This window comes from Thioalkalivibrio paradoxus ARh 1, from assembly GCF_000227685.2.
GTDB classification, from domain to species: Bacteria; Pseudomonadota; Gammaproteobacteria; order Ectothiorhodospirales; family Ectothiorhodospiraceae; genus Thioalkalivibrio; species Thioalkalivibrio paradoxus.
Genome location: NZ_CP007029.1, coordinates 618,842 through 640,218, shown reverse-complemented (window position 1 = coordinate 640,218; position 21,377 = coordinate 618,842). Strand labels below are relative to the sequence as shown.

Below are 21,377 nucleotides of genomic sequence, written 5' to 3'. Positions count from 1 at the left end.
GCTACGACTGCTCGATGGACTCGACCGCGAGCACCAGTTCCTCGATCGCGACGTCGCTGCCTCCCTTGGCGGTCAGCGTCGGCCCGGTCCACTTGATGGGCATGGCGTTGATCAGCTTCCAGGTCACGACGGCGCCCTGGCCGCCCGGATCCTCGCTCTTGAGCTTGATCTCGACGTTGCGCTTGGCGGTCACGTCCCCGGCGCGGATCTGGTTGAGCCACGAATACAGGTTCTGCGCGCCGATCACCCCGCGTTTCAGGGTGACGTCTCCCGCCTTGTGGATCGCGGGGATCTTGCTCACGTAGTTTACCGGAGCGTTACCGTTGCGGTACTCGGCGACGGTGACCTCGGCATTGAGCCCCGACACCTCGGAGAAGCCGCCCTGCACGTCGCCTTCGGACCCGTCGCCCAGGTTCACCAGGTAGTTGAAGACCGAATACGGGGTATCCCTCAGTTCAGCCATGTCTTGTCTCCTTGGGCTCAGGCGTCAGCCGTCTTCTGGCCGATGCGGAAAATCACGAACTCGGCCGGCTTCAGGGCAGCCACGCCCACCTCGCAGACCAGGCGGCCGTTGTCCAGATCGTTCTGGGTCATGGTGCTGCGGTCGCAGCGCACGAAGTAGGCCGCCTTTGGCGAGGAGCCGAGCAGGCGACCGTTGAACCACTCGTTGTAGAGGAAATCCTCGACCGACGAGCGCACGTTCGCCCACAGCCGCTCGCCGTTGGGCTCGAACACCACCCATTGGGTCGAGCGATCGATGGATCGCTCGAGGTAGAGGAAATAGCGGCGGACGTTGACGTAGATCCACTCCGGGTCGCTCGAGAGGGTGCGCCCGCCCCAGACGCGATGACCACGACCGGGGAACGAGCGCAGGCAGTTGATGCCCGCCGGGTTCAGCAGTTCCTGCTGGAACCGGTTGACCTCCTGGGCAAAACGCAGCGCGCCGATCACCGGTTCGTTTGCCGGCGCCTTGTGCACGCCGCGGGTGACGTCGGTATTGGCGTAGATTCCGGCTATGAAGCCGGCCGGCGGCACCGTGATGTGCTCCTCGAGACCGCGCGGGTCGGAGATCACGACCCACGGGTAGTACAGAGCCAGCCGGGAGTCGTCGAAATTGGACCCGAAATCACGGACCTGGGACAGCGCCATGCCCTGTTGCGAGTCGACGATGCCGATTCGGTAGCGCATCCTGCGGCAGTGCTTCTGCATCTCGACGACCACCGCCTGGTGGCTGTTCGGGTGCGCGGCGGCTGCAGGTGTCATTACGATCGAGATGTCTTCGATGTCCTCGAGCGCGGCAAGGCCCGTGCTGCCGTTCACCTCGTCGACAACACCGGCATAGTCGGATGCGGTCGGCACGTTGCCGTCGGATCCGCCGGACAACCGGATCAGGTAGCGTGGCTCCTCGACCGATAGAGGCGGTGGCTGAAGCGCGTCGTCATCGAACATCGCGTACAGCGCCGCCCGTATGGTCTCCCCCGTGGCGCCGTCGGCCAGGCTGCACGCGACGGGACTGGTCAGGCTGTCGTAGTGCCTCGCGGGCCTCGGGGACAGCACCCGGGGCAGGCTGCGTTCGCCGCCTGGGGCCGTCGACACATTGGCGTAGGTGTAGACGATCCTCCCGTCGGCTCCGCCCGAACGCACGTCAATGTCGAAGTTGCGCAGCACAATGCTCGCCGAAGCCGCCGACGGCGCAGCGGCCAGGGCCGTCAGCTGCAGTTCGATCGGGTCCTCCACGCCGGAATTGACCGCGGCGCTGACCGTGAAGACCGTGCCCTCCGCGTTCAAGGTGCCGTGCAGAACCGTCAGGTTGCCCCAGTGGGATCCACCGGTGCTGTCGGAGAGATCCGTCGCTTCCTGCAGCGTGAGCGTGGCGAAGCTGCCGTCGGCCAGCGCGCCGCCCGCAGGGGCCTTCGCGTGGACACGCGTGAAGCGCACACTTGCCCCGGCGGCGTTGACCACCGCGTCGGCCGCCAGTACACCTTCATCGGAATCCGGAGCACCTTCCGGACGGAGATCCTCCGCTGCGAGCGCTTCGGCATCGGCGGTCTCGATCACGGCCTGGTTACCCACCAGCACGTAGTGGTCGCCGACCCTGCGAACCAGCCCGCTGACGGCGATCGGAAAACGCACATCCGGGGCCCGGTCGCCGATATCGCCCACGCGCACGTCCCCCGGCAGCCCGGTCGCCTCCAGATGCGCCAATTCGCCGTCGGCCAGCGGTGCGGTCGTGGATTGGGAACGCAGCAGATTCTCGCTGTCCCGCCAGTGCAATTCCAGCGTGTAGTCTCCGGCCACCCCGGGAAAGCGGCTGCGGAAGGTCACCACGGCGCCGGGATCCGCCGCGGTCGAGACCTCGGCGGTGCTGCCTCCACCGTCGGCATCGGTGTTGTTGATCCCTGCCAGGGTACGGGCCACGAAGAGCTGCTTGCCTCCGTTGTCGAAAAAGGCGCGGGCTGCAATCGCGGTGTGGTTCAGCACCGAATGACCGCCCAGGCTCAGATTCCCGCTATCGCCATAGATGCGCTCGAACTCGCCGAAGCTCGTGACGATCTCGGGTTTCCCGCGCAACGGTCCGGTGCGCGTGGGCCCGACGATGGCGGCAACGCTGGTGCCAACGCCCTCGATCGACTTGGCACGGAAGCTGACTTCCTCGACAAATACGCCGGGCGCAAGGTACTGGGACATGGTGACCTCCTAGGGTTGGCGTGGTTGCACCGCGAGGTGGTTCTTGTCGAACGATCTCAACAAGCGGACCTCGCCCGGCGTAATGCTGAGCGCGATGTGGGCATGGAATCCCGAGTCGTCGGCAGCCTCGATGTCGAGCGCAACGTCGGCCGCGGCCGGGTCAGCCGGCACGCGGGGATCCGCCACCGGGTGCGCGCGGATCGTCAGTTGCGCGGGATAGTGCTCGACGCTCTCCGGTAGCGGCGGCAGGCGACGCAGCCCCAGCACGAAGTCGCCATGGGCGTCGGTCTGGGCCACGAACGCGAGGCTGGCTTCGGGCGCGGCAACGGTGAGATCCAGCAGCGCCCAGGGCAGTGGGGTGCCGTCCGCGCGTCGGACCGTCCCGATCAGGGCCCCTCCCCCGGGCAGACGGCTCCCGAGCGGACTCGGGTAGAGCAGCAGTGCATGGCCGCCACCGTCGCCCACCGTGATATCGAAGCTGCGCGGGTTGTAGCGGGCGTGGGGGTCGCGCATGCGCCCAACCAGGCGCAGCGGCGGCGCGGCAGGCCGGCTGCGCGCAGCGTCGCCGGCCATGCCTGCGACCACGCCGTCGTCGTCATCCGGCCGGAGCCACAATGCCCAGGCTCCGGCCTTCTGAAGCCAGCGCAGGCGCGGCGGCGGGTTGCTGAGTTCGATGTCGAGCGTGGCGTCCACGCGTTCCCGGTCATCCGCGTGGGTGCCCGTGGTCGCGTCCAGGAAATACACCACGTCCCCCGCGTGCAGGACGTTGGTCTCGAGTACGCGCAGATTCACAAGGCTCCCGCGGGCAGCACGCGCGTCGTCACCGGCGGTCCCTCGCTGCGCGGCGGCCTGAGTCTGAGCCTCACCGTGCGCAGCACATAGGGCGCGGTACTCGTGTACTTGGCCTCGAAGACGTCCCAGATTCGCATCAGGTCCTCCGTAGACATTTCTTCCGGCATCACCGTGAGCAGTTCGCGCTCACCCCAGCCATCATCGATCTCGACCATGTGCGCCACGTCCAGCTGGCAGTCATTCGCGAGTTCGAGCATGGCCCAGGTCAGCAGGTCCGCTTCGTTCTCGGGGCTCGTGCCATTCGCGATCAGCAGGACGTGCAGATTGAGCGGCAGCTCGGCCCGCGGCACGTCTGCACCGGTGCCGGTTTGTGGAAAGTGCCGACTCCGGCCATGGGGATCGACGACCACCCGGTGCAGATAGATGCCCAGCAGGTTGCCGGCCAGCGGCGTGGCGACGTCGGCGCTGCCGAGCAGGGACACACGCCCATTGACCGGGTCGTCACGGAGTTCGTCGGGCAGCCGGCGCGAAAGGAACTCCGCGAGTGCCAACAACGATGCCTTGACCCCCCGATACGACGCCACACTCGCAGCCCCCCGCTTCCTGGCACGCGTAATCTGGCCGCCCTCACGGCCGACCCGCCCGCTGGATACACTTGGCACTTGCCTGACGAGCGAGCGCGCAAACGCCCAACAAGCGGCAGGAAGGAAGCTAGACCCGGGATCTATATATGTCAACTATCAGGATCCAGGTGTCAAGACCCGCGTGATTATATACACGCTTTACGAGGAGCTCGGGGTGGTCGGTTTGCCATTGTTTGAGGGCGTCGATCGGGGTGCGGTGCTGGAGTGCCTTCTGCGAGATGTGGTGTTTGCACACGGTGCGATGGTTCTCCAGGGTGGCCTTGAGACGCTGGGCGGAGTCGAACCCACTGCTACCTGATTCAAAGAGATGGCCCGATTTCTGGGCCGTTTTCGACACAATGGTTTCACCACAAAACGTTGAAGCGAAACGAGGAATCGGGCTTTGGCCTACCATACCACTGTACTTCGTCAGCTTCCTTAATGTGTGCCGCGACTTGAATTCGAGCGACTGGTCCGGAAGCTCGAGGACACGCAACGGACCGATAGAAGAATGGGGACAGCCGACGCGAGGCAGCTTGCCCCTCGTTAGGCGTTTCAGTATATAACGAACCCGATGGGGGAGATTATGAAGACAGATGTTGACGTCCGATTCTGGCCAAATGTCGACGGCAAGGGTTTCCTCGGGCATGGACGTATCGCACTGTTGGAGAACATCGAGGCGACCGGCTCGATTTCGGCTGCAGCCCGGGCGACGCGCATGAGCTACCAGGCGCCCAGGCCTGCGCGCTGAACAAGGCGCGGCACGTGCTCCACGCGGTGTCCGAATGACCCGACACGAATACCGGCGACCGACAATGCGGCCCGTACCGCATGCAAGCCTGCTCCCCACGCAGATCGGCGGATGTCCGGGGACAAACCTTGAAGCCACAGCGAGGATCCTGACGATGAGACATCGTGATCTCCGGGTATCGCATTGGTTCGCAGCCGTTCTTCTCGCTGTCTTCCTGCCGTTCGCCCAACCGGCCTACGCGGAGCGGTTCACCATCGCGGCGGCGGCGGACCTGCGCTACGCACTGGACGACATCGCCGAGATCTACCGCGAGCGGCATCCGGAGCAACGGTTCAACGTCATCTACGGATCCTCGGGCAAGATGACCACCCAGATCATCAACGGGGCCCCGTTCGACGTGTTCTTCTCCGCGGACATCGCCTTCCCCGAACGGCTGAAGGAGGCAGGCCTCACGACCACCGAGCCGGAGGTCTATGCGATCGGCCGGATCGTGATCTGGAGCAATACGCTCGATGCCTCGGAACTGCGGCTCGAGGACCTTCCGGCGGCCCCCCGCATCCGCCGCATCGCGATCGCCCAACCCGCGCATGCGCCCTACGGACTGCGCGCGCAGGAGGCGATGGAGTCGGCCGGAGTCTGGGAGGCCGTGCAGCCGCGGCTGGTCTTTGGCGAGAACATCGCCCACACCGCCCAGATGGTCGAGTCGGGCGCTGCCAACGTCGGCATCATCGCGCTGTCGCTGGCCCGGTTTCCGGCGCTCGCGGAACACCCGCACCACCTGATCGACGATGCGCTGCACGAGCCCTTGACCCAGGCGTACATCGTGACCAGGCGCGCGGAAAACAACAGAGCCGCGAAGACGTTTGCCGACTTCATGGCGACCGACGAGGCGCACGGCATCATGGAACGTTACGGCTTCGTGATTCCGGGCACGGACGCCGGCTCGTAGGACGGAAGAGCGCAGCGTCATCCGCCATGCAGCGTCCAGCGCCACCTCCCGTGAGGGTTGCCTCGGGCGCCGCTCGGCGGATGACGGCCTTCGGCCTTTTCCGCCCTACCCTGGGACTGGACAGAGGATAGGACATGCTCGGACTCGGGCCCGAAGACTGGCAGGCGATCGAGCTGACGTTCAGACTGTGCCTGTACACCACGATCATCCTGCTGATTCTCGCCACGCCGATCGCCTGGTGGCTCGCCAGCGGGCGTTCCGCGGCGCGGGTGGCGGTGCAGGCGGTCGTCGCGCTGCCGCTGGTGCTGCCACCGACGGTGCTCGGGTTCTACCTGCTGATCGTGCTCGGCCCGCGCGGGTTTGTCGGCGGCACGCTGGAGTCGGTCGGGTTGCATCATCTGGCGTTCACCTTCGAGGGCATCCTGGTCGCGTCAGTGCTGTACTCGATGCCGTTCGCGGTGCAGCCGCTGACCGAGGCGTTCCACAACCTCGGCAAACGTCCGGTCGAGGTGGCGAGCAGCCTCGGGGCCGGCCTGTTCGACCGTTTCTTCACCGTGATCCTGCCGCTGACACGCGGCGGTTTCGTCGTCGCGGCCACGCTGACCTTCGCGCATACCATCGGCGAGTTCGGAGTCATCCTGATGCTGGGAGGCAGCATTCCCGGAGAAACCAAGGTGCTGTCGGTGCTGATCTACGACCATGCCGAGGCGATGAACTACGAAGCCGCACACCGGCTCTCCGCGATGCTGCTGGTATTCGCATTCCTGACACTGGTCATCGTCTATTCGATCACGCGCCGCTTCGCGGTGGCGAAGGTATGAGCCTCGCACTGCGGGCGCTGCTGGATCGGGGCAGCTTCCGGCTCGACGTCGACCTCGAGATCCCCCGGGACGGGGTGACCTCGCTGTTCGGGCGCTCCGGCTGCGGAAAGACGACGCTGCTGCGCATCGCCGCGGGCCTGGAGAAGGTGCGTGGGGCCGAGGTCCGTTTCGGCGATCAGGTCTGGCAGCGGGGGCGCCGTTTCGTGCCGCTGCACAAGCGGCGCATCGGGCTCGTGTTCCAGGAACACAGCCTGCTGCCGCACCTGTCCGTTCGCGGCAACCTGCTGTATGGCTACAAGCGCACGCCCAGGGCGCATCGGCGCCTGCACCTGCGCGAGATCACCGACATGCTCGGCATCGGCGAACTGCTCGACCGCCCGATCGACCGCATCTCCGGCGGCCAGCGCCAGCGCGTGTCGCTCGGCCGCGCGTTGCTCACCAGCCCGCAGCTGCTGCTGCTGGACGAGCCGATGGCTGCGCTGGACACCCAGACCAAGCGCGAGATCATGCCGTTCCTGTCACGCATGGCGGGCGAGGCGGGGGTTCCGATCGTGCTGGTCACCCATGCGCCGGACGAGGTCGAGCGGCTCGCCGACCGCGTGGTGCTCATGCGCGACGGCCGGGTCGAGCGCAGCGAGCCATTGCGGCAGGCCCTCGCCCGCCCCGATTCGCCGCTGTTTGCCGACGAGGGCGCGGCGTCGGTGCTCGAGGGTCGGCTTGGACCGGCCAATGAGCACGGGCTGCGGCCGTTCGGCCCCGAAGGTGCCCGCCTCTGGCTGCCCGCTGACGACGCATGGCCCGCGGGGCAACAGACCCGGGTCCGCATCCTCGCGCGCGACGTCAGCCTCGCGCTCGACGACCCGCGCCGGATCAGCATCCAGAATCACCTGAAAGTGCAGGTGGAGCGGATCGACGCCCCGCGCGCAGGCCGTTGCCTGGTCGCGACCCGCCTGCACGACCGGCAGCTCCTGCTCGCCGAGGTCACGCCCTGGGCGGTCGAGCAACTCGCGCTGCGTCCCGGCACACAGGCCTACGCGTTGATCAAGTCAGTGGCATTGATGGGATGATACGCTGGAGCCTGCCACGGCCAGCGGATGACCGCACCGCCCCCGGTGTGCATGCGAACGCCCCAGCACACCGTTGCTCCACCATCTGACTGTGGATATCGGCGAAGACCGCAGCCATTTGCCGCGGCACCAGCTTCCATGGCGCAGGCGAGCCATCCCCGATGATGCAAGACGCGCAGGGCGGAAGAAGCCGAAGGCCGTCATCCGCCATTCCCAGGCCGGGATTACCGCGGGGGCGCGCGGGGGGCGATCCGACCGCGGCACGGCGGATGACGCTGCGCTCTTTGGCCCTACACGTCGCACCCGAGAGAAGCCGTGTTGTTTCACTCCAGGCGCGCCTGCGGCGCGTTCGCGTGCAAGGCACGCTCCCACACGGCGCGCGGGCATGGTAGCGACTTTCACGTCGACTAACGCCGCTTGGATCGCCACGTCCCGCCACGCTGCGCTTGCGGCCAAAGGCTACGCTTCTCGCGATGACGGTGGTATGGAAGACGGAGCGTGCCGATTTGCGGAGCTTCCGTGATGATCCGGAGAGGTCGTGTAATGGGTTGGTTGTACCCCTTGGCCCTTGCGGCCCTGTTCCTGGCACTTGCAGGCTTGGCTCCACCGGCTTTCCTGCGCGAAGGATTGCTCGGCGTGTTCCTGGTGGTGATCCTCCTGGCTGCGTCAACCCGGTTCATACGGTCGGCTCCGGCATCGGCCGCAAGGAATCCGGGGTCCGCGGATCTGGTGGTGATCGCCGTGATGGCAGTGGTGTTGAGCAGCCTGTACTGGGTTCGCGCCGCATCCGGGGTGTCGGCCTGGGACACCATCGGGCTGCGCGCGGTGACGATGGTGGGATGGTGGCTGCCGGCCGTGGCCTTTGCGGCTCTTTACCACCACCCGCAGGAGCCATGGCTCAGGCGCGGTCGCTTCATCGCGCGACTTGGGGTTGCGGCGATCGCCAGCATTGCGGCGTTTCCGATCCAGCATGCCTGGAACCAGGAACAGGCGTTGCGCGCGGAGCGTGCAGGACTCCCCGGTGCAGTCGAGGCACTGGCAAACCGGACACTGCCTCCGGGGGCACGGATGGATTTTCAGCACGAGGCCGGCGTACTGCTCCTGGAAGTGGCGTGGCCAGAGCAGGCGTTCGGCAACTACCGGTCGCTCGCCTCGCTGCGTGCGCTGGCCGGCGACGCCGCTCCGATGCGACCGGGCGGGGCCGACCGTCTCACCGAACGGGTCAATGTGGATCGAGTGCACCTTCAGGTACGCCGCGGTGACGTGATCATTGCCGAGATGGAGTGGCCTCAGCCTGGTCTCGCCCGCGGGGCTCAGGCTCTCGCCGTCGACTACGACGCCGCGGGGTTGAGCAGGACACCCAGCCAAGCGGATCTGGCCGAGGTCCTGGAAAGACTGCCCTCGAGATTCCGGACGGGCGAGCTATGCGCTCGCGGGTCAGCGGACACGGTGCATATTCAACGTTGCGAACAGGCACCCGCGCCCGTGTTGCCCCATGACATCCGAGTGTTGGAAGCAAACTGGAACGAGGCGAACAGCGCCATGCGGGAAATTGCCCGGGTGTTTCCCGCAGTCTCGGCATTCACGCTGGCGTTGGCGGGCCATTCACTCGAGATTCCCAGAGACGTGGTCGCGGCACCGGGTTTCGACGCGCGAACGCTGCTTCCGGTACCGAGCGGAACGCTGCTGGTGCAGGTGGCCGATACGCCGGAGCAGTCGACGCCCGCCGTCGAGCCCACGGGTGCTCCTGTGATGCTCCTGTGGCGGGACGGGCGCTGGGGTCCCCGGCGGAACCAGGTGGCCCTCTGGCCGTGGCAGTCCGGGCAGCTGCCCGCGGCGCAGCTGCGAATCCATCTGCTGGAGGTGTCCGACGCAGGCCGGGTCCGGCTCATCCTGGAATCGCTCAACACAGCCCGCGCCACGCTGGAAACGATCACCTTGGAACCGGGAGAGGCGCTGGAGTGGGAGTCGGTACACCTTCACCATCTGGGCTGGATCCCGGGAAGCCAGGAACCGAACTGAGATCTGCACCAGACATGCGGGACAGCAGGAGGGGCCATGCCCCACACGATGGGAATCCCGGGTTCCGGTCGGCCTCCCCCACCTGGCGCGAATACCAGCGCCAGTGCCGCTGGTCCGACCCGGGTGACCCATCGGGAGAGCGACTTGCAGGGTGCCGGACCCACTCCTGGCAGACACGCCAGCACGGGGATGCGAGGCATGCACCCAATGTTTTCGCCAACCGAGCCGGAAGCCCTCCCGAACAGCGGCGCCCGGCTGACACCGCGTTCGCTGAGGGATTGCTCCGTCGCGGGCCCAATGCTTTGTTCCTTCGGTCGCGGCCGGTGACCGCAAGCGTTTATATTTCCTGAAGCCCCCCTGCACAGGGAATTCATCCAACCTGCCCGCCGTCCTGCAAGCATCGAAACCATCATCACACCGGAGCCGTCCATGCATCGCCGTCTAGCTGCACTGTCCGCGGCCGCCGCCGTCGTACTGCTGGTCCTGACCACTGCCGCCGCCCAAGCGGATGCCGACCGGCCGATCGACGAGATCCTCGAGCCGATCCAGTTGACCGACCGGGTCTATTACTTCTACGGGTCGATCGAGGCGCGCACGCCGGTGAACCTGGGCATGAACAACAATGTCGGCTTCGTGGTCACCGATGCCGGGGTGGTGCTGATCGACAGCGGCCCCGGCTACCAGGTCGCGGCCATGATCGCCGAGGCGGTGGCATCGGTGACCGACCAGCCGATCACCCACGTGATCAATCTCGGCAGCCAGGATCACCGCTGGCTGGGCAACGGCTGGTTCCTCGAACACGGTGCGGAGATCATCGCATTGCAGCGGACCGCCGAAACCCAGGAACGCTTCGCCGCGACGCATTTGGACCGCCTGACCCGGACCCTGGGCGAGGAGGCGATGGCCGGCACCGAACCGGTGACCGCGCCTGATCCGGTCGGTGCCGACCGGCACACGTTCGAGATCGGCGGCGTGCAGTTCGAACTGATATTCGTCGCGAACGCCCACTTCCCCGGCGACAGCATGCTGCACCTGCCGAACGAGGATGTCGTGTTCACCGGCGACGTCGTCTACACCGAGCGCATGCTGGGCATTCACCCGCAGAGCGACCCGGTCGGCAAGCTGGAAAGCTTCCGCAGGCTCGAGGAACTCGACCCCGGCATCGTGGTTCCGGGTCACGGCGCCGCGACCGACCTGGCGACTGCCCGGCGCGATACTGGCGACTATCTGGAGTTCGTGATCCACGAGGTGCGGGCCGGCCTCGACGACTGGGAAACGTTGGACGACACGGTGGCGCGCATCGCCGAGCCTCCGCAGTTCCAGCATCTGCGACACTACGACGACTGGCATCGGGTCAACGTGAACCGCACCTACCTGTTCCTCGAAGCGGCCCTGTAGACGCTTCACCTGTCGAAACGTTTTCGGGTCGCCCAGATTCCTGGACTGAATGGGCGCTTGGACGCCCGTTCGGTCTGTCTCAACCGCGTCGGCAGCAACCCTACCGGTTCAACCCGCACTATCCCTTCACCTGGATCGCGTCCGACGCCTGGGAGATCAGCGCACGCGTTCACTACCTGTGCAGGGATCGCCACCGGGAGCCGCGTAGCGGCCCGTCCGCTGCAAGTCGAACCAAAGATGTGGAATGATCTTCTGCTGTCTCTCGGCCATCGTATATCGGCTCCCGCGAGGGGCGACGGATGCCTGAGGCCGCGGGCACGGAATCCGAAGATCGGTAGACTGGACGCGATCTGCGTCCGATGCTGCTGGTGAAGGCCCCGTGCGGTGCAGGGCTCGGAACGATATCCCGGGCGGTCAGTGGACTCGCGTCTCGTTCTCCAGGGCCTGCTCGGTGATTTCCTTGTACAGCTTGGTCACCTGAGTGCAGATCGACGCCAGGTCCGGATGGCGCTCGCACAGGCGGCGCACCCACAGCGCATCGTGCACGCCGTCGTGGATATACCGGATGTCCTCCGGATCCGCGAGCTCGCCACGGTCGAGGCGCTCCTTGATTGCAAACAGTTTCGGCAACCGCTGGTTGTTCAGGTCACGCAGCAGGGCGGAAACGAGGCAGGATTCTCTTTCAGCTTCGGTCATCGTTTGCCCCCACGCGGACAATCGTTCGAATTACTGAACTAGACCATCGGAAGGAAACTGTCCAGCGACCTCGTTTTTCGGACGATCGGCTGTCATCAAGGAATCGGGAGTCTCGAAGGCCATGCCATCGGGCTTGGATCCCGGTACTCAGCGTATTCGGAAGACGCTACCGGACACGGTATGCCGCCCGAGACGCAGCGGCCACCGCGGGATTGCCGGTGATCTTCCAGCAGCGTCCCTACGTGCTGCGCATGAGTTCCACGAAGGGCCTGTGCAGGGCTTCCCTGGTTCATCCGGGTGCGGAGATCTGCTTCGCGGGCTTGAGTGTTTGGCACAGTCTCCTCCCTCACAGGTCGCCGCAGGCAGAGGATCCGGGTTCCCTTCGGCGGTCCCATGATCCGCGCCCCGGGGTTTATCAACCGACCACCCAACGATCCGTGCCGGTCTCCCAGGTCAAGTCCGGCGAAGGCATCGGGGCACGTCCGATTCGCGCTAACTCTCATGGCCTATGTGGCCACCCCCGATGATGAAAGAGGCGTAGGGCGGAAAAGGCAGAAGGCCGTCATCCGCCAGCTGGCGCCCGGATTGCCTCGGGCGCCTGGGCCCTGCGAACGCCGTACGGCGGATGACGCTGCGCTATTCCGCCCTACGGGTCGCCCGGGACACGAGACAGGCCGTAACTTTCACGCGAACCGGATGTTCTATCCTAGTGGGAGCAATACGGGCATTTCATGGCGGGGCATCCGTGCGTCTTTACCCATCGAAGGCATCAACCATCATCGTCGTGACGCTGCTGGTTCTGGTCGGCCCGCAACCGCTGAGCGCTGAATGCGTATCCGCCACGGTCGCGGACCAAGTGTTCTACAGCTGTTCCGGCGTGCTGACCGTGGTGCCGAAGGGAGAGGAAAAGGATTCCGGCCTGGCCCACGAGAAGCATCCGGCCCAATCGGACGAGGAAACGGAACGCCCGGACGGAGATCCTTCCGCGGAGCCAGGGGACGGTCGGCAGCCCCCCTGATACGCCGCCGGTCACGCCCTGCCCAGCGGGTCCCCCCGGGCCACGCAATGGGTCAGCGACAGCGGCGATATTCGGCCATCCGCAGGCTGGCCTTGCAAGCCTCAAGAAGGTTTCGACCCGGGCTGAATCCACCGTGCCCCCGTGATTCCCTGTCCAGGTCCGTGACGGCCCCGGGACCTCACTCCGGAATCGCCGCGTCGAGAATACGGAGCAGTTCCTCGGGCTCGAATCCCCGGGCGTGCCGGCGCGTGGTCTCGCCGGCCTTTCCGTCCAGCGTGACGAACGCGTCGTCGGGCATCCCGTCTTCGAGCAGCGGGCGGGCTGGCTCGAACTCCCAGCCGGCGGTGCCGCGGCGCAACTGTCCGCGGCCGAGCCCCAGCGCGACGGACGAGCGATGGCAGGCCGCGCAGTCCAGCCCCCGAACCGTGGTATGCGGTGCGATCGGCGCGAACAGGCGCCGGAACCGCGGGCCGGCGAGCTCGGAATGATCGATGCTCCGGATCATCCCGGGAATGAACGGCACGATCCGCCCATGGCCGTCGATCCCCAGCGGGGGCTGTTCGTTGCGAATGCCCCAGCGCTCGTCGATCCACGCGCCCGGGGTGAACTCCCGGCGTGCATGGTCCCACTGCTCCTGATTCGGATCGTACTCCATGTGACAGCCATAACACTGCGGCGCCCAGCCGCTGTGGCACGCCGAGCACGCGAGGCGGTCGTGATGCCCGTCGTCGGGATGGTGGGTCGCGGACATCGGTGGAATCCGGACTCGTTCGCCGAGAATCTTCCGGTGCAGGAGCTTTTCGTTCGGCCCCACCTCGATGTGCCAGAGTGGCGTCCCCCGCCGCTCGGTCACCAGAAACTCGGTTCGATCGGTGACCCGGTACGGGATCGCGTCGAGAAGCCCCTCGAGATCCTGCGGCCAGTCCTGCACCGTGATCCGAGACTGCTCGTTCGCATGACAATCCTGACACTGGATGTCCACCGCATCGCTGCCATGCGCGAATCCACTCGTGGGCCCCATCACGTCGCGCTTGGTATGGCAATCGATGCAGGCCAAGCCCGCCGTGTGGTGCAGGTCGGCGGCGATCCGCTCCACCAGGCGCCCGTCGGGCAGATAACCGAGCCGGCTGGTATCGGGCCGATGCAACGCGTCGTCGTCCACCTCGGCCAGCCCGGCGTAGCTCAGCGCGATCCGGCCCGATCGGGAATGGCAGCCGATGCACGACTCGTCGCGAACCCGTCTCGTCAGCACCGGGTGCCCTCCCCCGTGTTCGGTCGAAAGATGGCAGGCGAGGCAGCCGCCGCCCCGACTCCCGATCGGATCGTCGGTGCCGATCTGATGCCGGGGCTGCCCCAGATGGCAGCTTGCGCAGCGTTTGCGCAGCAGCGAGTCCGCCGGCGAATCACCGAGCCGGGCGCCGAACGACAGGTCGCCCAGCCCCTCCGGATGGGGCGTTTCGCCGAAGGTGAAACGGGTGACGTTCACCATGCCCCGGCCGGTATGCATCAGCCCGGACAGGACATGAATCACCTCCTGGGTGTGACAGCCCGCACACGCCCGGCTGGCGTTGGACAACTCGCCGGGTGCGCCGATCAGGCGGGAATGAGCCCGCGGCAGCGAGGTGGCCGTCGGGTCGCCCCCGTGGCAGGACGCGCAGGATTCGGCCAGGCCGTAATGCGGGTCCGCCGGATGCAGCGCATGGTCTTCGTGGCAGGACAGGCAGTCCGCGCCCGCGCCGAACGTGAGAAGCAACGCCGCAATCAGGAGCAATGCCTTCACACTCCCGACGGCGCGCCGGCTCGGACGGACACGGTGCACCTTGGTCATCAAGCGCAAGGCGTAGGCGTAGGGCGGAAGAGCGCAGCGTCATCCGCCGATCGGCGCAGGGAAACCCCGACGCGTTTTCGCCACGAACTGCGCCCATGCGGCGGATGACGGCCTTCGGCCTCTTCCGCCCTACGGGTCACTGGAACCCTTCGTTCACGTCAGCAACCCTCTCCGATCCGCAGCGCCCGCCGTGGCGGGGGTGCCGCCGGCGCGGGCGCCGGCGCGGCCGCAGCGGGGGCTTCAGGCTCCGGCTGCAGGTCTTCGAGGCCGACACCCAGACCGAGCGCAAGCCCCAGGCCGAGCGGATCGGGATGCGGCTCCGGGAGACTGACCAGACCGACCCCGAGGTGCAGACCCAGCCCCAACGGATCCGGGTGCCGTTCGGGCTCGGGAGGGAGGATACCCACGCCCAGGTGTTGCCCGAGACCGAGCGGGTCAGCAGGCTCGGGCACTTCAGCGTGTGCTGTGACCACCGGCTCCTCGACCGCCGGCGGCGCAACCGGCGCGAGCGGGGGCGTGTACGCGGTACGTACCGCCTCGATCGGGATTCCCGCCGACGGCATGTAATCGCCGTGGAACAGGCAGGCCAGGGCCTGCCGCTCGGCCCGGCTCAGCACCGGCCGGACATCGCCGGGGTCGCTGTCCGGATCCCCGGTGTAGCGCAGCCAACCTTCGAACCCACCGCGCAGCGCCATCGCATCGACTCCGGCCACCCGCAGCAGAATCGCGGCCTGTGCGGCCTCGGCGGTGTGTTCCGAATACAGGATCAGCGTCCGGCCGCGCGCGATCTCGCGCGCCCTTTCCGGCTGCAGGATGTCGGTCAGCGCGATATTCGTCGCCCCCGGGATATGCTCGTCACGGAAGGCCGCCGCCGAGCGCAGATCGACGAGCACGTAGTCGCGCCGATCGGCGACGATCCGTTGCGCCAGCGCCGGCACCTCGACGCTGTCCTCGCCACGCACGATCACCCGGCCGGCGAGTGAGATCTGTTCCTCCATCGCGCCGACCATCGGACGCTGGGCATAGGCGAACAGCGCCGCGGCACCGACCAGCAGGAAGCCGAGGATGATCAGAGGGATAAGCAGCTTGCGTGTCATGGGTACAGGTCCCTCTCAGCGAACGGTTGACGTCCGGACCCCGGTGGTTCGCCGGACGGAAATGGAAACGGCCGCACTCACCGCAGCAACTCGAGCAGGGTGGGATCGAACGCGTTGATGTAACTGACGTAACTCGACGCCTGCCCCATGTCCACGGTGAGCTGGCGCAGCATATAGCTGCCGTAGAGCACCAGGACCGGGCTCACCAGCATCCACGCCCGTCGCCTCCCCTTGAGTTCCCAGTACTCGAGGATCAGCGGAATCATCAGACCCGGAATCACCAGGAAGACCCAGAACGGAATCGCGAATTCGCCCTCGAAGACCATCTGCGCGGCCTCGATCTGCACCCTCGAACCGGTCGCGAGGTTGACCAGCAGCAGCGCGATCAACGACAGCTTCACCGCGATCAGCACGATGTCGATGCGCGTGAACGTGTGGCGTTCGATCTCGCTGCGGGTCCCGAGCAGCACCAGCGCGGCCGCCGCCGACATGCCCGAGACCAGGAACAGCGGCGCGAGAAACCCCGTGTTCCAGAACGGCCGGGCGCTCAGCGCAGACAACAGGATCCCGGTATAGAAGCCGAGAAAGACGGCCAGCACAATGCCCCATTGCGCGACCAGCGCCCGGTGCTTGCAGGCGAACTCGATCAGCGCGTGACCGGCGCGGAAGCGGTCGACCAGCCTCCCGAGCGCCGGATACCCCTCGCGCAGCGTGCAGGCCGTCAGCAGAATGATCACCGGATAGACCAGCACCAGGATCCAGGCACCCCAGGACATCGGCGAGGACACCTGGAACGTCGTGTAGAACCGCCACACGTAGAACTTGTGGCTGAGGTCGAGGAACAGCGCGAACATGCCGATCGACAGCCCGACGAACGCCCAGATCGGCAGCTTGCGGGCGACGAACGGAAAATCCTTTTCCCGGTCGAGCAGCACCATCAGCGAGCCAAACAGCAGGATGCCCGCGACCAGTCCTCCGAGGAACAGGTACAGCGGAATCTCCCAGTTCCACACCGCCAGCGACGGGTCGATGCCGGGGTTACTGCGTACGGTGACCAGCACTTCTTCCAACATGGCGTCGTTTTCCCTGTCGCTGCTTCAGGTCAGGTAATACACCTGCGGTTCGTTCCCCGTCTCTTCCAGCAGCGCCTTGTGCCGGCGCGTGGCCAGCAAACGGCTCACCGTCGACTGGGGATCGCTCAGCAGACCGAAATGCATGCAACGGGTCGGACAGGCGCTGACACAGGCCGGGTCATCGCCCTTCTCGACGCGGTGATGGCAGAAGGTGCATTTGTCGACATAGCCACTCGGCGTCATGATCAACCGCGCGTCGTACGGGCAGGCGACGATGCAGGCCTTGCAGCCGGTGCACTTGTTCGGCTCGACCAGCACGATGTTCGTGTTCTGCCACAGGTAGGTCGCGCCTGTCGGGCAGGCGTGCACGCAGGTGGCGTGGGTACAATGGTTGCAGCGCTCCGAGCGGAACTCGGTGGTCAGATCGGGATAGCGCCCGCGTGTCGCCTCGACGACCCAGTCCCGGTTCAGGCCCGCCGGCAGCTTGTTCTCCGTCTTGCAGGCCACCACGCAATCTCCGCAGCCGATGCAGAGATTGGTGTCGATCACCATCGCGTACACCCTCATGCGAGTTGCTCCTCAGGAACCAGAGTCACGAAATTCCCGCGCATGCCGGTACCGCCCATGATCGGGTCGATCAGAACACGGGTCATCAGATCGTTGTCGTCGGCGCCACGCTGATCGGCGAGCCGCAGGCGCGGGTCCCGGTGCCCGAAGCCGTGCACGATGTACACGGAATCGGGCCGGATCCGCTCGGTCACACGGACCCGGACCCGATTGCTCGTCACCCCGTCCTGGTTGCGCAGCTGCACGTAGTCACCGCTACGGAGACCGAAATCCCTGGCCACCAGGGGGTTCACCCAGACCGCGTTCTCGGGCATCAGCTCGAACAGTGTCGGATTGTTGATCGTGCGTCCGAAGGTGTGCGCCGGCGCCCGACCGTAATTCAGGTGAAAGTAACGCTCCGGCGGGCGCGTAGGCGGGGTATATCCCGGCAGCGGATCGTACCCGTAGGCGGCGAGCGTCTCGGAGTACAGCTCGATCCTGCCGCTCGGCGTCCGGAATTCGCGCGCCCCGCCTGGCTCGAAGTACTGCGCCGTGGTGCGCGGGAAGTTCTTGACCCCGAGCCGCCGCATCTCGTCCAGCGAACTGCCCACCTGCTGCAACTGCCAGTCGAGTTCCTCGGCGTAGTCGTCCCAGGGGAAGTGCGCTCCCAGCCCCAGCCGTTCGGCAATCTGCTTCGCGATCCACCACGCGGGCTTGCTGTCGTACCGGGGCTCGAACGCCGGGAACGACACGGCCAGCGACGGCTGCCGCTCGGGACTGTTCCGGATCGGGTCCAGGCGCTCGAGGTAGGTGCACTCCGGCAGCACCACATCCGCATAGCCGGTGATCGCATAGGGCATCGTGTCGACGACCACGAGCAGGTCGAGCGACTGCGCAGCCGCCTCGATCTGCGCGGCGCTGGCTGGAATCGAATAGGGAAGATTCGTCCCGTAGACGAACCAGCCCTTGAAGAAGGCGTCGTCTCCGATCGAGTCCTCGATGATCACGTTGGTGATACCGACCGGCGCCAGCGGATAATCCTTCTGCACCTCCGCCATCCAGTCGCTGCGCGGTTCGGGCGGCTCCGGCGTGGGGTAACCGGGAAGCTGCACCGACTCGGGAATGAAATACCCCCCCTCGCGTCCCCAGGACCCCAGCAGCGCGCTGAGGATCGCGATCGCCCGGCTGCGCTGGGTGTCGTCTCCATACCAGGTCACGTGGCGCCCGGGGTGCACCAGCGTTGCCGGCGCATGCCGCGCCATCTCGCGCGCGGTCTCGCGGATCAGGTCGGCTTCGATCCCGGTTTCGAGGAAGGCCCATTCCGGACTGAACGGCAGCACGTGTTCGGCCAGTTGCTCGAGGCCGGTCGTGTAGCGGGCGACGTAGTCGCGATCAAAAAGCCCCTCGTGGATCAGCACGTGGATCCACGCGAGCAACAATGCCATATCGGTACCGGGCCGGATCGGCAGCCAGTATCGCGACTTGCCCGCCGCGACCGAGAAGCGCGGATCGACGGTGATCACCGTGGCATCGTTCGCAACCGCCTTGATCCAGGTCTGGACCTGGCTGTTATGCAGGTTCTCGCCGAGATGGGAACCGATCAGCACGATGCAACGCGACTTTTCCATGTCGGTACGGTCGGGCGACCCCACCCCCTCGCCAAAGGTGAGCGCGAAACCAACATCGCGCGGCCCGCGGCACTGCGCGAACGACGGCTGGGCGAACCCGGTCGAGCCGAAGGCTGCGAGAAGCCGCCGGAAATAGGCGCCGCCGACACCGTGAGACAACAGACAGAGACGGTCGTCTCCGTGCGTCTCGGCAATCCCGTTCATGCGAGAGGCGATGAAGTCGAGGGCTTCGTCCCAGGATACGGGTTTGAACGTCTGCCGACCGTTTTCCGTGACCCTCAGCATCGGCTGACGCAGGCGATCCGGATCCCGGTACATGCCCAGTCCGCCGCTGCCGCGCGTGCAGAAGCGCCCCTCGGAGTGGAGGTCACCGGGGTTGCCCTCGATCTTCCAAGGCTGTCCGTCCTCCTTGTACACGGTTCCCGCGCAGCGCCAGAAGCAGACGTTGCAGACGGTGGGACTGGTCTCGACCTCGCCGGTGCCCGGCAGCCGGGGGCTGGCGCAACCGGTCATCAGACCCGGTGTCGCCGCACCCGCACCGACGATCGCGGAGAGCTTGAGGAATTCGCGACGCTTCATCAGATGGGATCCCGCTGCTTGGTGGTGCGGACGGCCCGGGAACCACGAACGGAACCCGGGCGAATCGGCCTACAGCACGCGGACGCTACCGTCCTCGGCCACTTCGATGTGCTCGTTCAGGAAACGCACGTTGTATCCCGCGGCATTGAGCACGCGGTACACCATCTCGGCACGGATCCCGGTCGCACAGACCGCAAGGATTTCCTTGCTCTTGTCGAGCCGGTCCAGGCTGTCCTCGACCTTCTCCAGCGGGATGTGGATCGCTCCCGCGATCACACCGTCTGCGATCTCCTGATCGGAACGCACGTCGAGAACGATCAGGTCGTCACGGGTCAGGTCGGTAGCCGCGAATTCCTCCGGCGAGATCTCCCCGGGCAGCAGTTGCCGCTGATAGTCGATCGCGTACGCGATCTGGTCGTGCTCGACCGGCAGCCCGGCGGCCTGCCAGCCTTCGAACCCGTCCCTGAGAATCGCAACCCGGCCGTACCCCCAACTGCTCAGTTCGCGGAAGGCGATCAGCACGTCATCGCTGTGGTGCTGGTCGCTGTAAAGTATGATCGGCGCACGCCGGTCGCTGACCCGCGGCAGCATCGCCTCCCGGTCCTCGCGGATGAAGCGCTCGGTCAGCACCTCGAAATTCGCCGCCGGCATCGCGACAGCGCCGGGCAGATGCCCCAGAGCGCTGTCCACCGGGTTGCGCGTGTCGATGATCACATGCCCAGGATTCAGGCGGTCCGCCACCCAGTTCGGATCGGCGTGCAACGGGAGCTGCGTCCGCCGCCAGTCGGGGATTCCACCCTGGTAGCCCTTGATGTTGGTGTAGCCGGCGTTCTGTGCCATTTCGACCGCTTCGCCGGTATAGGGGCAGGTCGAACCGCCGCAGTAGAAGACCAGCAACCGGTCCTTGTCCTCGGGCAGCGTTGCGATGAAATCCGCCTCATCGACACGGGTGAAGGAATTCATCGACGAGGGAATCGTGCCCGAGAGGAACGGTCCGCGGGGCCGCGTGTCGACGAGCGTGTAAGGCTCATCTCCGGTGAGAATCGCGAGCACCTCGCGGACATCGATCTCGATACCCGGTGGCAACCCGAAGACCACCTTGCGGATCTGGGTCGCCGGGCGCCCCGGCGTGTACTCGACCTCGACCAGGTCGTTCCCGGCAAGGTCCTCGATGCCGTCAGCCTCGACGAAACGGGTATTCGCATCGAAGCGGATCACGACCGGGTCCTGATCAGGAACCCTGATCTGGATCGTGTTCGCGAGGCGCGAGATCTCCATGATCCGGCCCTGAACCGTGTCCGCCAGCAGTGCGGTCGGAAACAGAAGCAGCACAGCGAGACCCAGTCGGGCCAGAACATTCCAGCGCATGGTCACCACCCCTCGGTCGTTCGCCGGCCGTCGAACGCATGCATCGTTCCGCGCCGGCAGCGTTTCGTCATGGAGATGCGATTGAAGCCTGTGATTGACAGCATTGCTGTTGACGACAGATAGCCTTGCTGCCGCCACACGCTGCCGGGTCTTTCAAAGATGCATAGGGGCTGACCGGCCTGAGCGCCAATGCCCTCACGCGGGCGGTCAACACCGCCCTGCCGATGGACAGGCTGATGGCTGCCGTGGTCATGAACCTGTTGAGCCCCCCCGATGTGTCGCACCCCTGCCTCTTCCTGGGCAGTTCGTTACCCTCGAAGTAGCATATAGACCATAGAATGAGAATTGGAACTGGGAATTGCGCACGCCTCATCCCGAGCCGAGGGCGAGCTCAGCCCATCGCCGACGTGGCGTTCAACCGGATGCGTAAGCA

At 66.1% G+C, this 21,377-nt stretch carries 18 protein-coding genes and 1 pseudogene; 7 read left to right on the top strand and 12 right to left on the bottom strand.

Translation table 11 applies throughout. The features are described 5' to 3' along the window. Position 1 precedes the first annotated feature (1 nt). The 4 genes from THITH_RS03000 to THITH_RS02985 are packed head-to-tail and all read right to left on the bottom strand — an operon-like array spanning position 2 to position 4,031. Positions 2–463 carry a phage tail protein gene (locus tag THITH_RS03000; RefSeq protein ID WP_006745980.1) on the bottom strand — a complete coding sequence of 154 codons (462 nt, stop codon included), beginning with the start codon at positions 461–463 and terminating at the stop codon, positions 2–4. 17 nt (positions 464–480) lie between these two features. Further along, positions 481–2,688, bottom strand: coding sequence for a phage tail sheath family protein (locus THITH_RS02995; RefSeq protein ID WP_006745981.1), 2,208 nt, complete (start codon positions 2,686–2,688; stop codon positions 481–483). Between the two features lie 9 nt (positions 2,689–2,697). Next, positions 2,698–3,480 carry a carboxypeptidase regulatory-like domain-containing protein gene (locus tag THITH_RS02990; protein WP_006745982.1) on the bottom strand — a complete coding sequence of 261 codons (783 nt, stop codon included), beginning with the start codon at positions 3,478–3,480 and terminating at the stop codon, positions 2,698–2,700. After that, positions 3,477–4,031, bottom strand: a complete 555-nt coding sequence (locus THITH_RS02985) for a DUF4255 domain-containing protein (RefSeq protein WP_232222232.1) — start codon at positions 4,029–4,031, stop codon at positions 3,477–3,479. The genes THITH_RS02990 and THITH_RS02985 overlap by 4 nt, the downstream gene beginning before the upstream one ends. Before the next feature lie 658 nt (positions 4,032–4,689). Here THITH_RS02985 and THITH_RS17485 point away from each other — a divergent pair. The 6 genes from THITH_RS17485 to THITH_RS02960 all read left to right on the top strand — a co-directional run bounded on the left by THITH_RS17485 (position 4,690) and on the right by THITH_RS02960 (position 11,111). Beyond that, positions 4,690–4,854, top strand: a complete 165-nt coding sequence (locus THITH_RS17485) for a winged helix-turn-helix domain-containing protein (RefSeq protein ID WP_198019462.1) — start codon at positions 4,690–4,692, stop codon at positions 4,852–4,854. Positions 4,855–5,008: 154 nt separating this feature from the next. Next, on the top strand, positions 5,009–5,803 hold the full coding sequence (gene modA, locus THITH_RS02980) for a molybdate ABC transporter substrate-binding protein (protein ID WP_006745985.1): 795 nt from the start codon (positions 5,009–5,011) through the stop codon (positions 5,801–5,803). Positions 5,804–5,937: 134 nt separating this feature from the next. Beyond that, a complete protein-coding gene (gene modB / locus THITH_RS02975) occupies positions 5,938–6,624 on the top strand; it encodes a molybdate ABC transporter permease subunit (protein WP_006745986.1) in 687 nt (228 codons plus the stop codon). Continuing rightward, positions 6,621–7,691: a molybdenum ABC transporter ATP-binding protein gene (modC, locus tag THITH_RS02970; protein ID WP_006745987.1), complete on the top strand. Its 1,071-nt coding sequence runs from the start codon at positions 6,621–6,623 to the stop codon at positions 7,689–7,691. Before modB ends, modC begins: the two co-directional genes overlap by 4 nt. A gap of 543 nt (positions 7,692–8,234) precedes the next feature. Next, positions 8,235–9,713: a hypothetical protein gene (locus tag THITH_RS02965; RefSeq protein WP_006745988.1), complete on the top strand. Its 1,479-nt coding sequence runs from the start codon at positions 8,235–8,237 to the stop codon at positions 9,711–9,713. A 429-nt stretch (positions 9,714–10,142) separates the two neighbouring features. Next, positions 10,143–11,111, top strand: a complete 969-nt coding sequence (locus tag THITH_RS02960; protein WP_006745989.1) for an MBL fold metallo-hydrolase — start codon at positions 10,143–10,145, stop codon at positions 11,109–11,111. A 414-nt stretch (positions 11,112–11,525) separates the two neighbouring features. On the opposite strand, the gene THITH_RS02955 is transcribed toward THITH_RS02960, so the two are convergent. Continuing rightward, positions 11,526–11,807, bottom strand: coding sequence for a hypothetical protein (locus tag THITH_RS02955; RefSeq protein ID WP_006745990.1), 282 nt, complete (start codon positions 11,805–11,807; stop codon positions 11,526–11,528). A gap of 492 nt (positions 11,808–12,299) precedes the next feature. Continuing rightward, positions 12,300–12,494: pseudogene (locus THITH_RS18970) on the bottom strand (hypothetical protein). 58 nt (positions 12,495–12,552) lie between these two features. Here THITH_RS18970 and THITH_RS02950 point away from each other — a divergent pair. Then, entirely contained in the window at positions 12,553–12,825 is a 273-nt protein-coding gene (locus THITH_RS02950) for a hypothetical protein (RefSeq protein ID WP_006745991.1), read from the top strand. Between the two features lie 178 nt (positions 12,826–13,003). On the opposite strand, the gene THITH_RS02945 is transcribed toward THITH_RS02950, so the two are convergent. From THITH_RS02945 to THITH_RS02920, 6 genes are all read right to left on the bottom strand, one after another. Then, complete coding sequence (locus THITH_RS02945; protein WP_156925481.1) at positions 13,004–14,596, bottom strand: cytochrome c3 family protein; 1,593 nt, start codon at positions 14,594–14,596, stop codon at positions 13,004–13,006. A 215-nt stretch (positions 14,597–14,811) separates the two neighbouring features. Further along, positions 14,812–15,750: a rhodanese-like domain-containing protein gene (locus THITH_RS02940; RefSeq protein ID WP_006745993.1), complete on the bottom strand. Its 939-nt coding sequence runs from the start codon at positions 15,748–15,750 to the stop codon at positions 14,812–14,814. Positions 15,751–15,827: 77 nt separating this feature from the next. Next, positions 15,828–16,823, bottom strand: a complete 996-nt coding sequence (gene nrfD, locus THITH_RS02935; protein WP_006745994.1) for an NrfD/PsrC family molybdoenzyme membrane anchor subunit — start codon at positions 16,821–16,823, stop codon at positions 15,828–15,830. A 24-nt stretch (positions 16,824–16,847) separates the two neighbouring features. After that, positions 16,848–17,390, bottom strand: a complete 543-nt coding sequence (locus THITH_RS02930) for a 4Fe-4S dicluster domain-containing protein (protein WP_006745995.1) — start codon at positions 17,388–17,390, stop codon at positions 16,848–16,850. Further along, a complete protein-coding gene (locus tag THITH_RS02925; RefSeq protein ID WP_006745996.1) occupies positions 17,387–19,576 on the bottom strand; it encodes a molybdopterin-containing oxidoreductase family protein in 2,190 nt (729 codons plus the stop codon). Before THITH_RS02925 ends, THITH_RS02930 begins: the two co-directional genes overlap by 4 nt. Positions 19,577–19,645: 69 nt before the next feature. Then, a complete protein-coding gene (locus THITH_RS02920) occupies positions 19,646–20,944 on the bottom strand; it encodes a rhodanese-like domain-containing protein (protein WP_006745997.1) in 1,299 nt (432 codons plus the stop codon). Positions 20,945–21,377 lie beyond the last annotated feature (433 nt).

What these genes read in the sequence shown, in the direction of transcription:
- THITH_RS02965 (WP_006745988.1), top strand. Translation starts at nt 8,235, where the DNA reads ATGGGTTGGTTGTACCCCTTGGCCCTTGCGGCCCTGTTCCTGGCACTT.
- THITH_RS02960 (WP_006745989.1), top strand. Translation starts at nt 10,143, where the DNA reads ATGCATCGCCGTCTAGCTGCACTGTCCGCGGCCGCCGCCGTCGTACTG.
- THITH_RS02995 (WP_006745981.1), bottom strand. Translation starts at nt 2,688, where the DNA reads ATGTCCCAGTACCTTGCGCCCGGCGTATTTGTCGAGGAAGTCAGCTTC.
- THITH_RS02955 (WP_006745990.1), bottom strand. Translation starts at nt 11,807, where the DNA reads ATGACCGAAGCTGAAAGAGAATCCTGCCTCGTTTCCGCCCTGCTGCGT.
- modC (WP_006745987.1), top strand. Translation starts at nt 6,621, where the DNA reads ATGAGCCTCGCACTGCGGGCGCTGCTGGATCGGGGCAGCTTCCGGCTC.
- THITH_RS02920 (WP_006745997.1), bottom strand. Translation starts at nt 20,944, where the DNA reads ATGCGCTGGAATGTTCTGGCCCGACTGGGTCTCGCTGTGCTGCTTCTG.
- THITH_RS17485 (WP_198019462.1), top strand. Translation starts at nt 4,690, where the DNA reads ATGAAGACAGATGTTGACGTCCGATTCTGGCCAAATGTCGACGGCAAG.
- modB (WP_006745986.1), top strand. Translation starts at nt 5,938, where the DNA reads ATGCTCGGACTCGGGCCCGAAGACTGGCAGGCGATCGAGCTGACGTTC.
- THITH_RS02930 (WP_006745995.1), bottom strand. Translation starts at nt 17,390, where the DNA reads ATGAGGGTGTACGCGATGGTGATCGACACCAATCTCTGCATCGGCTGC.
- modA (WP_006745985.1), top strand. Translation starts at nt 5,009, where the DNA reads ATGAGACATCGTGATCTCCGGGTATCGCATTGGTTCGCAGCCGTTCTT.
- THITH_RS03000 (WP_006745980.1), bottom strand. Translation starts at nt 463, where the DNA reads ATGGCTGAACTGAGGGATACCCCGTATTCGGTCTTCAACTACCTGGTG.
- THITH_RS02925 (WP_006745996.1), bottom strand. Translation starts at nt 19,576, where the DNA reads ATGAAGCGTCGCGAATTCCTCAAGCTCTCCGCGATCGTCGGTGCGGGT.
- nrfD (WP_006745994.1), bottom strand. Translation starts at nt 16,823, where the DNA reads ATGTTGGAAGAAGTGCTGGTCACCGTACGCAGTAACCCCGGCATCGAC.
- THITH_RS02940 (WP_006745993.1), bottom strand. Translation starts at nt 15,750, where the DNA reads ATGACACGCAAGCTGCTTATCCCTCTGATCATCCTCGGCTTCCTGCTG.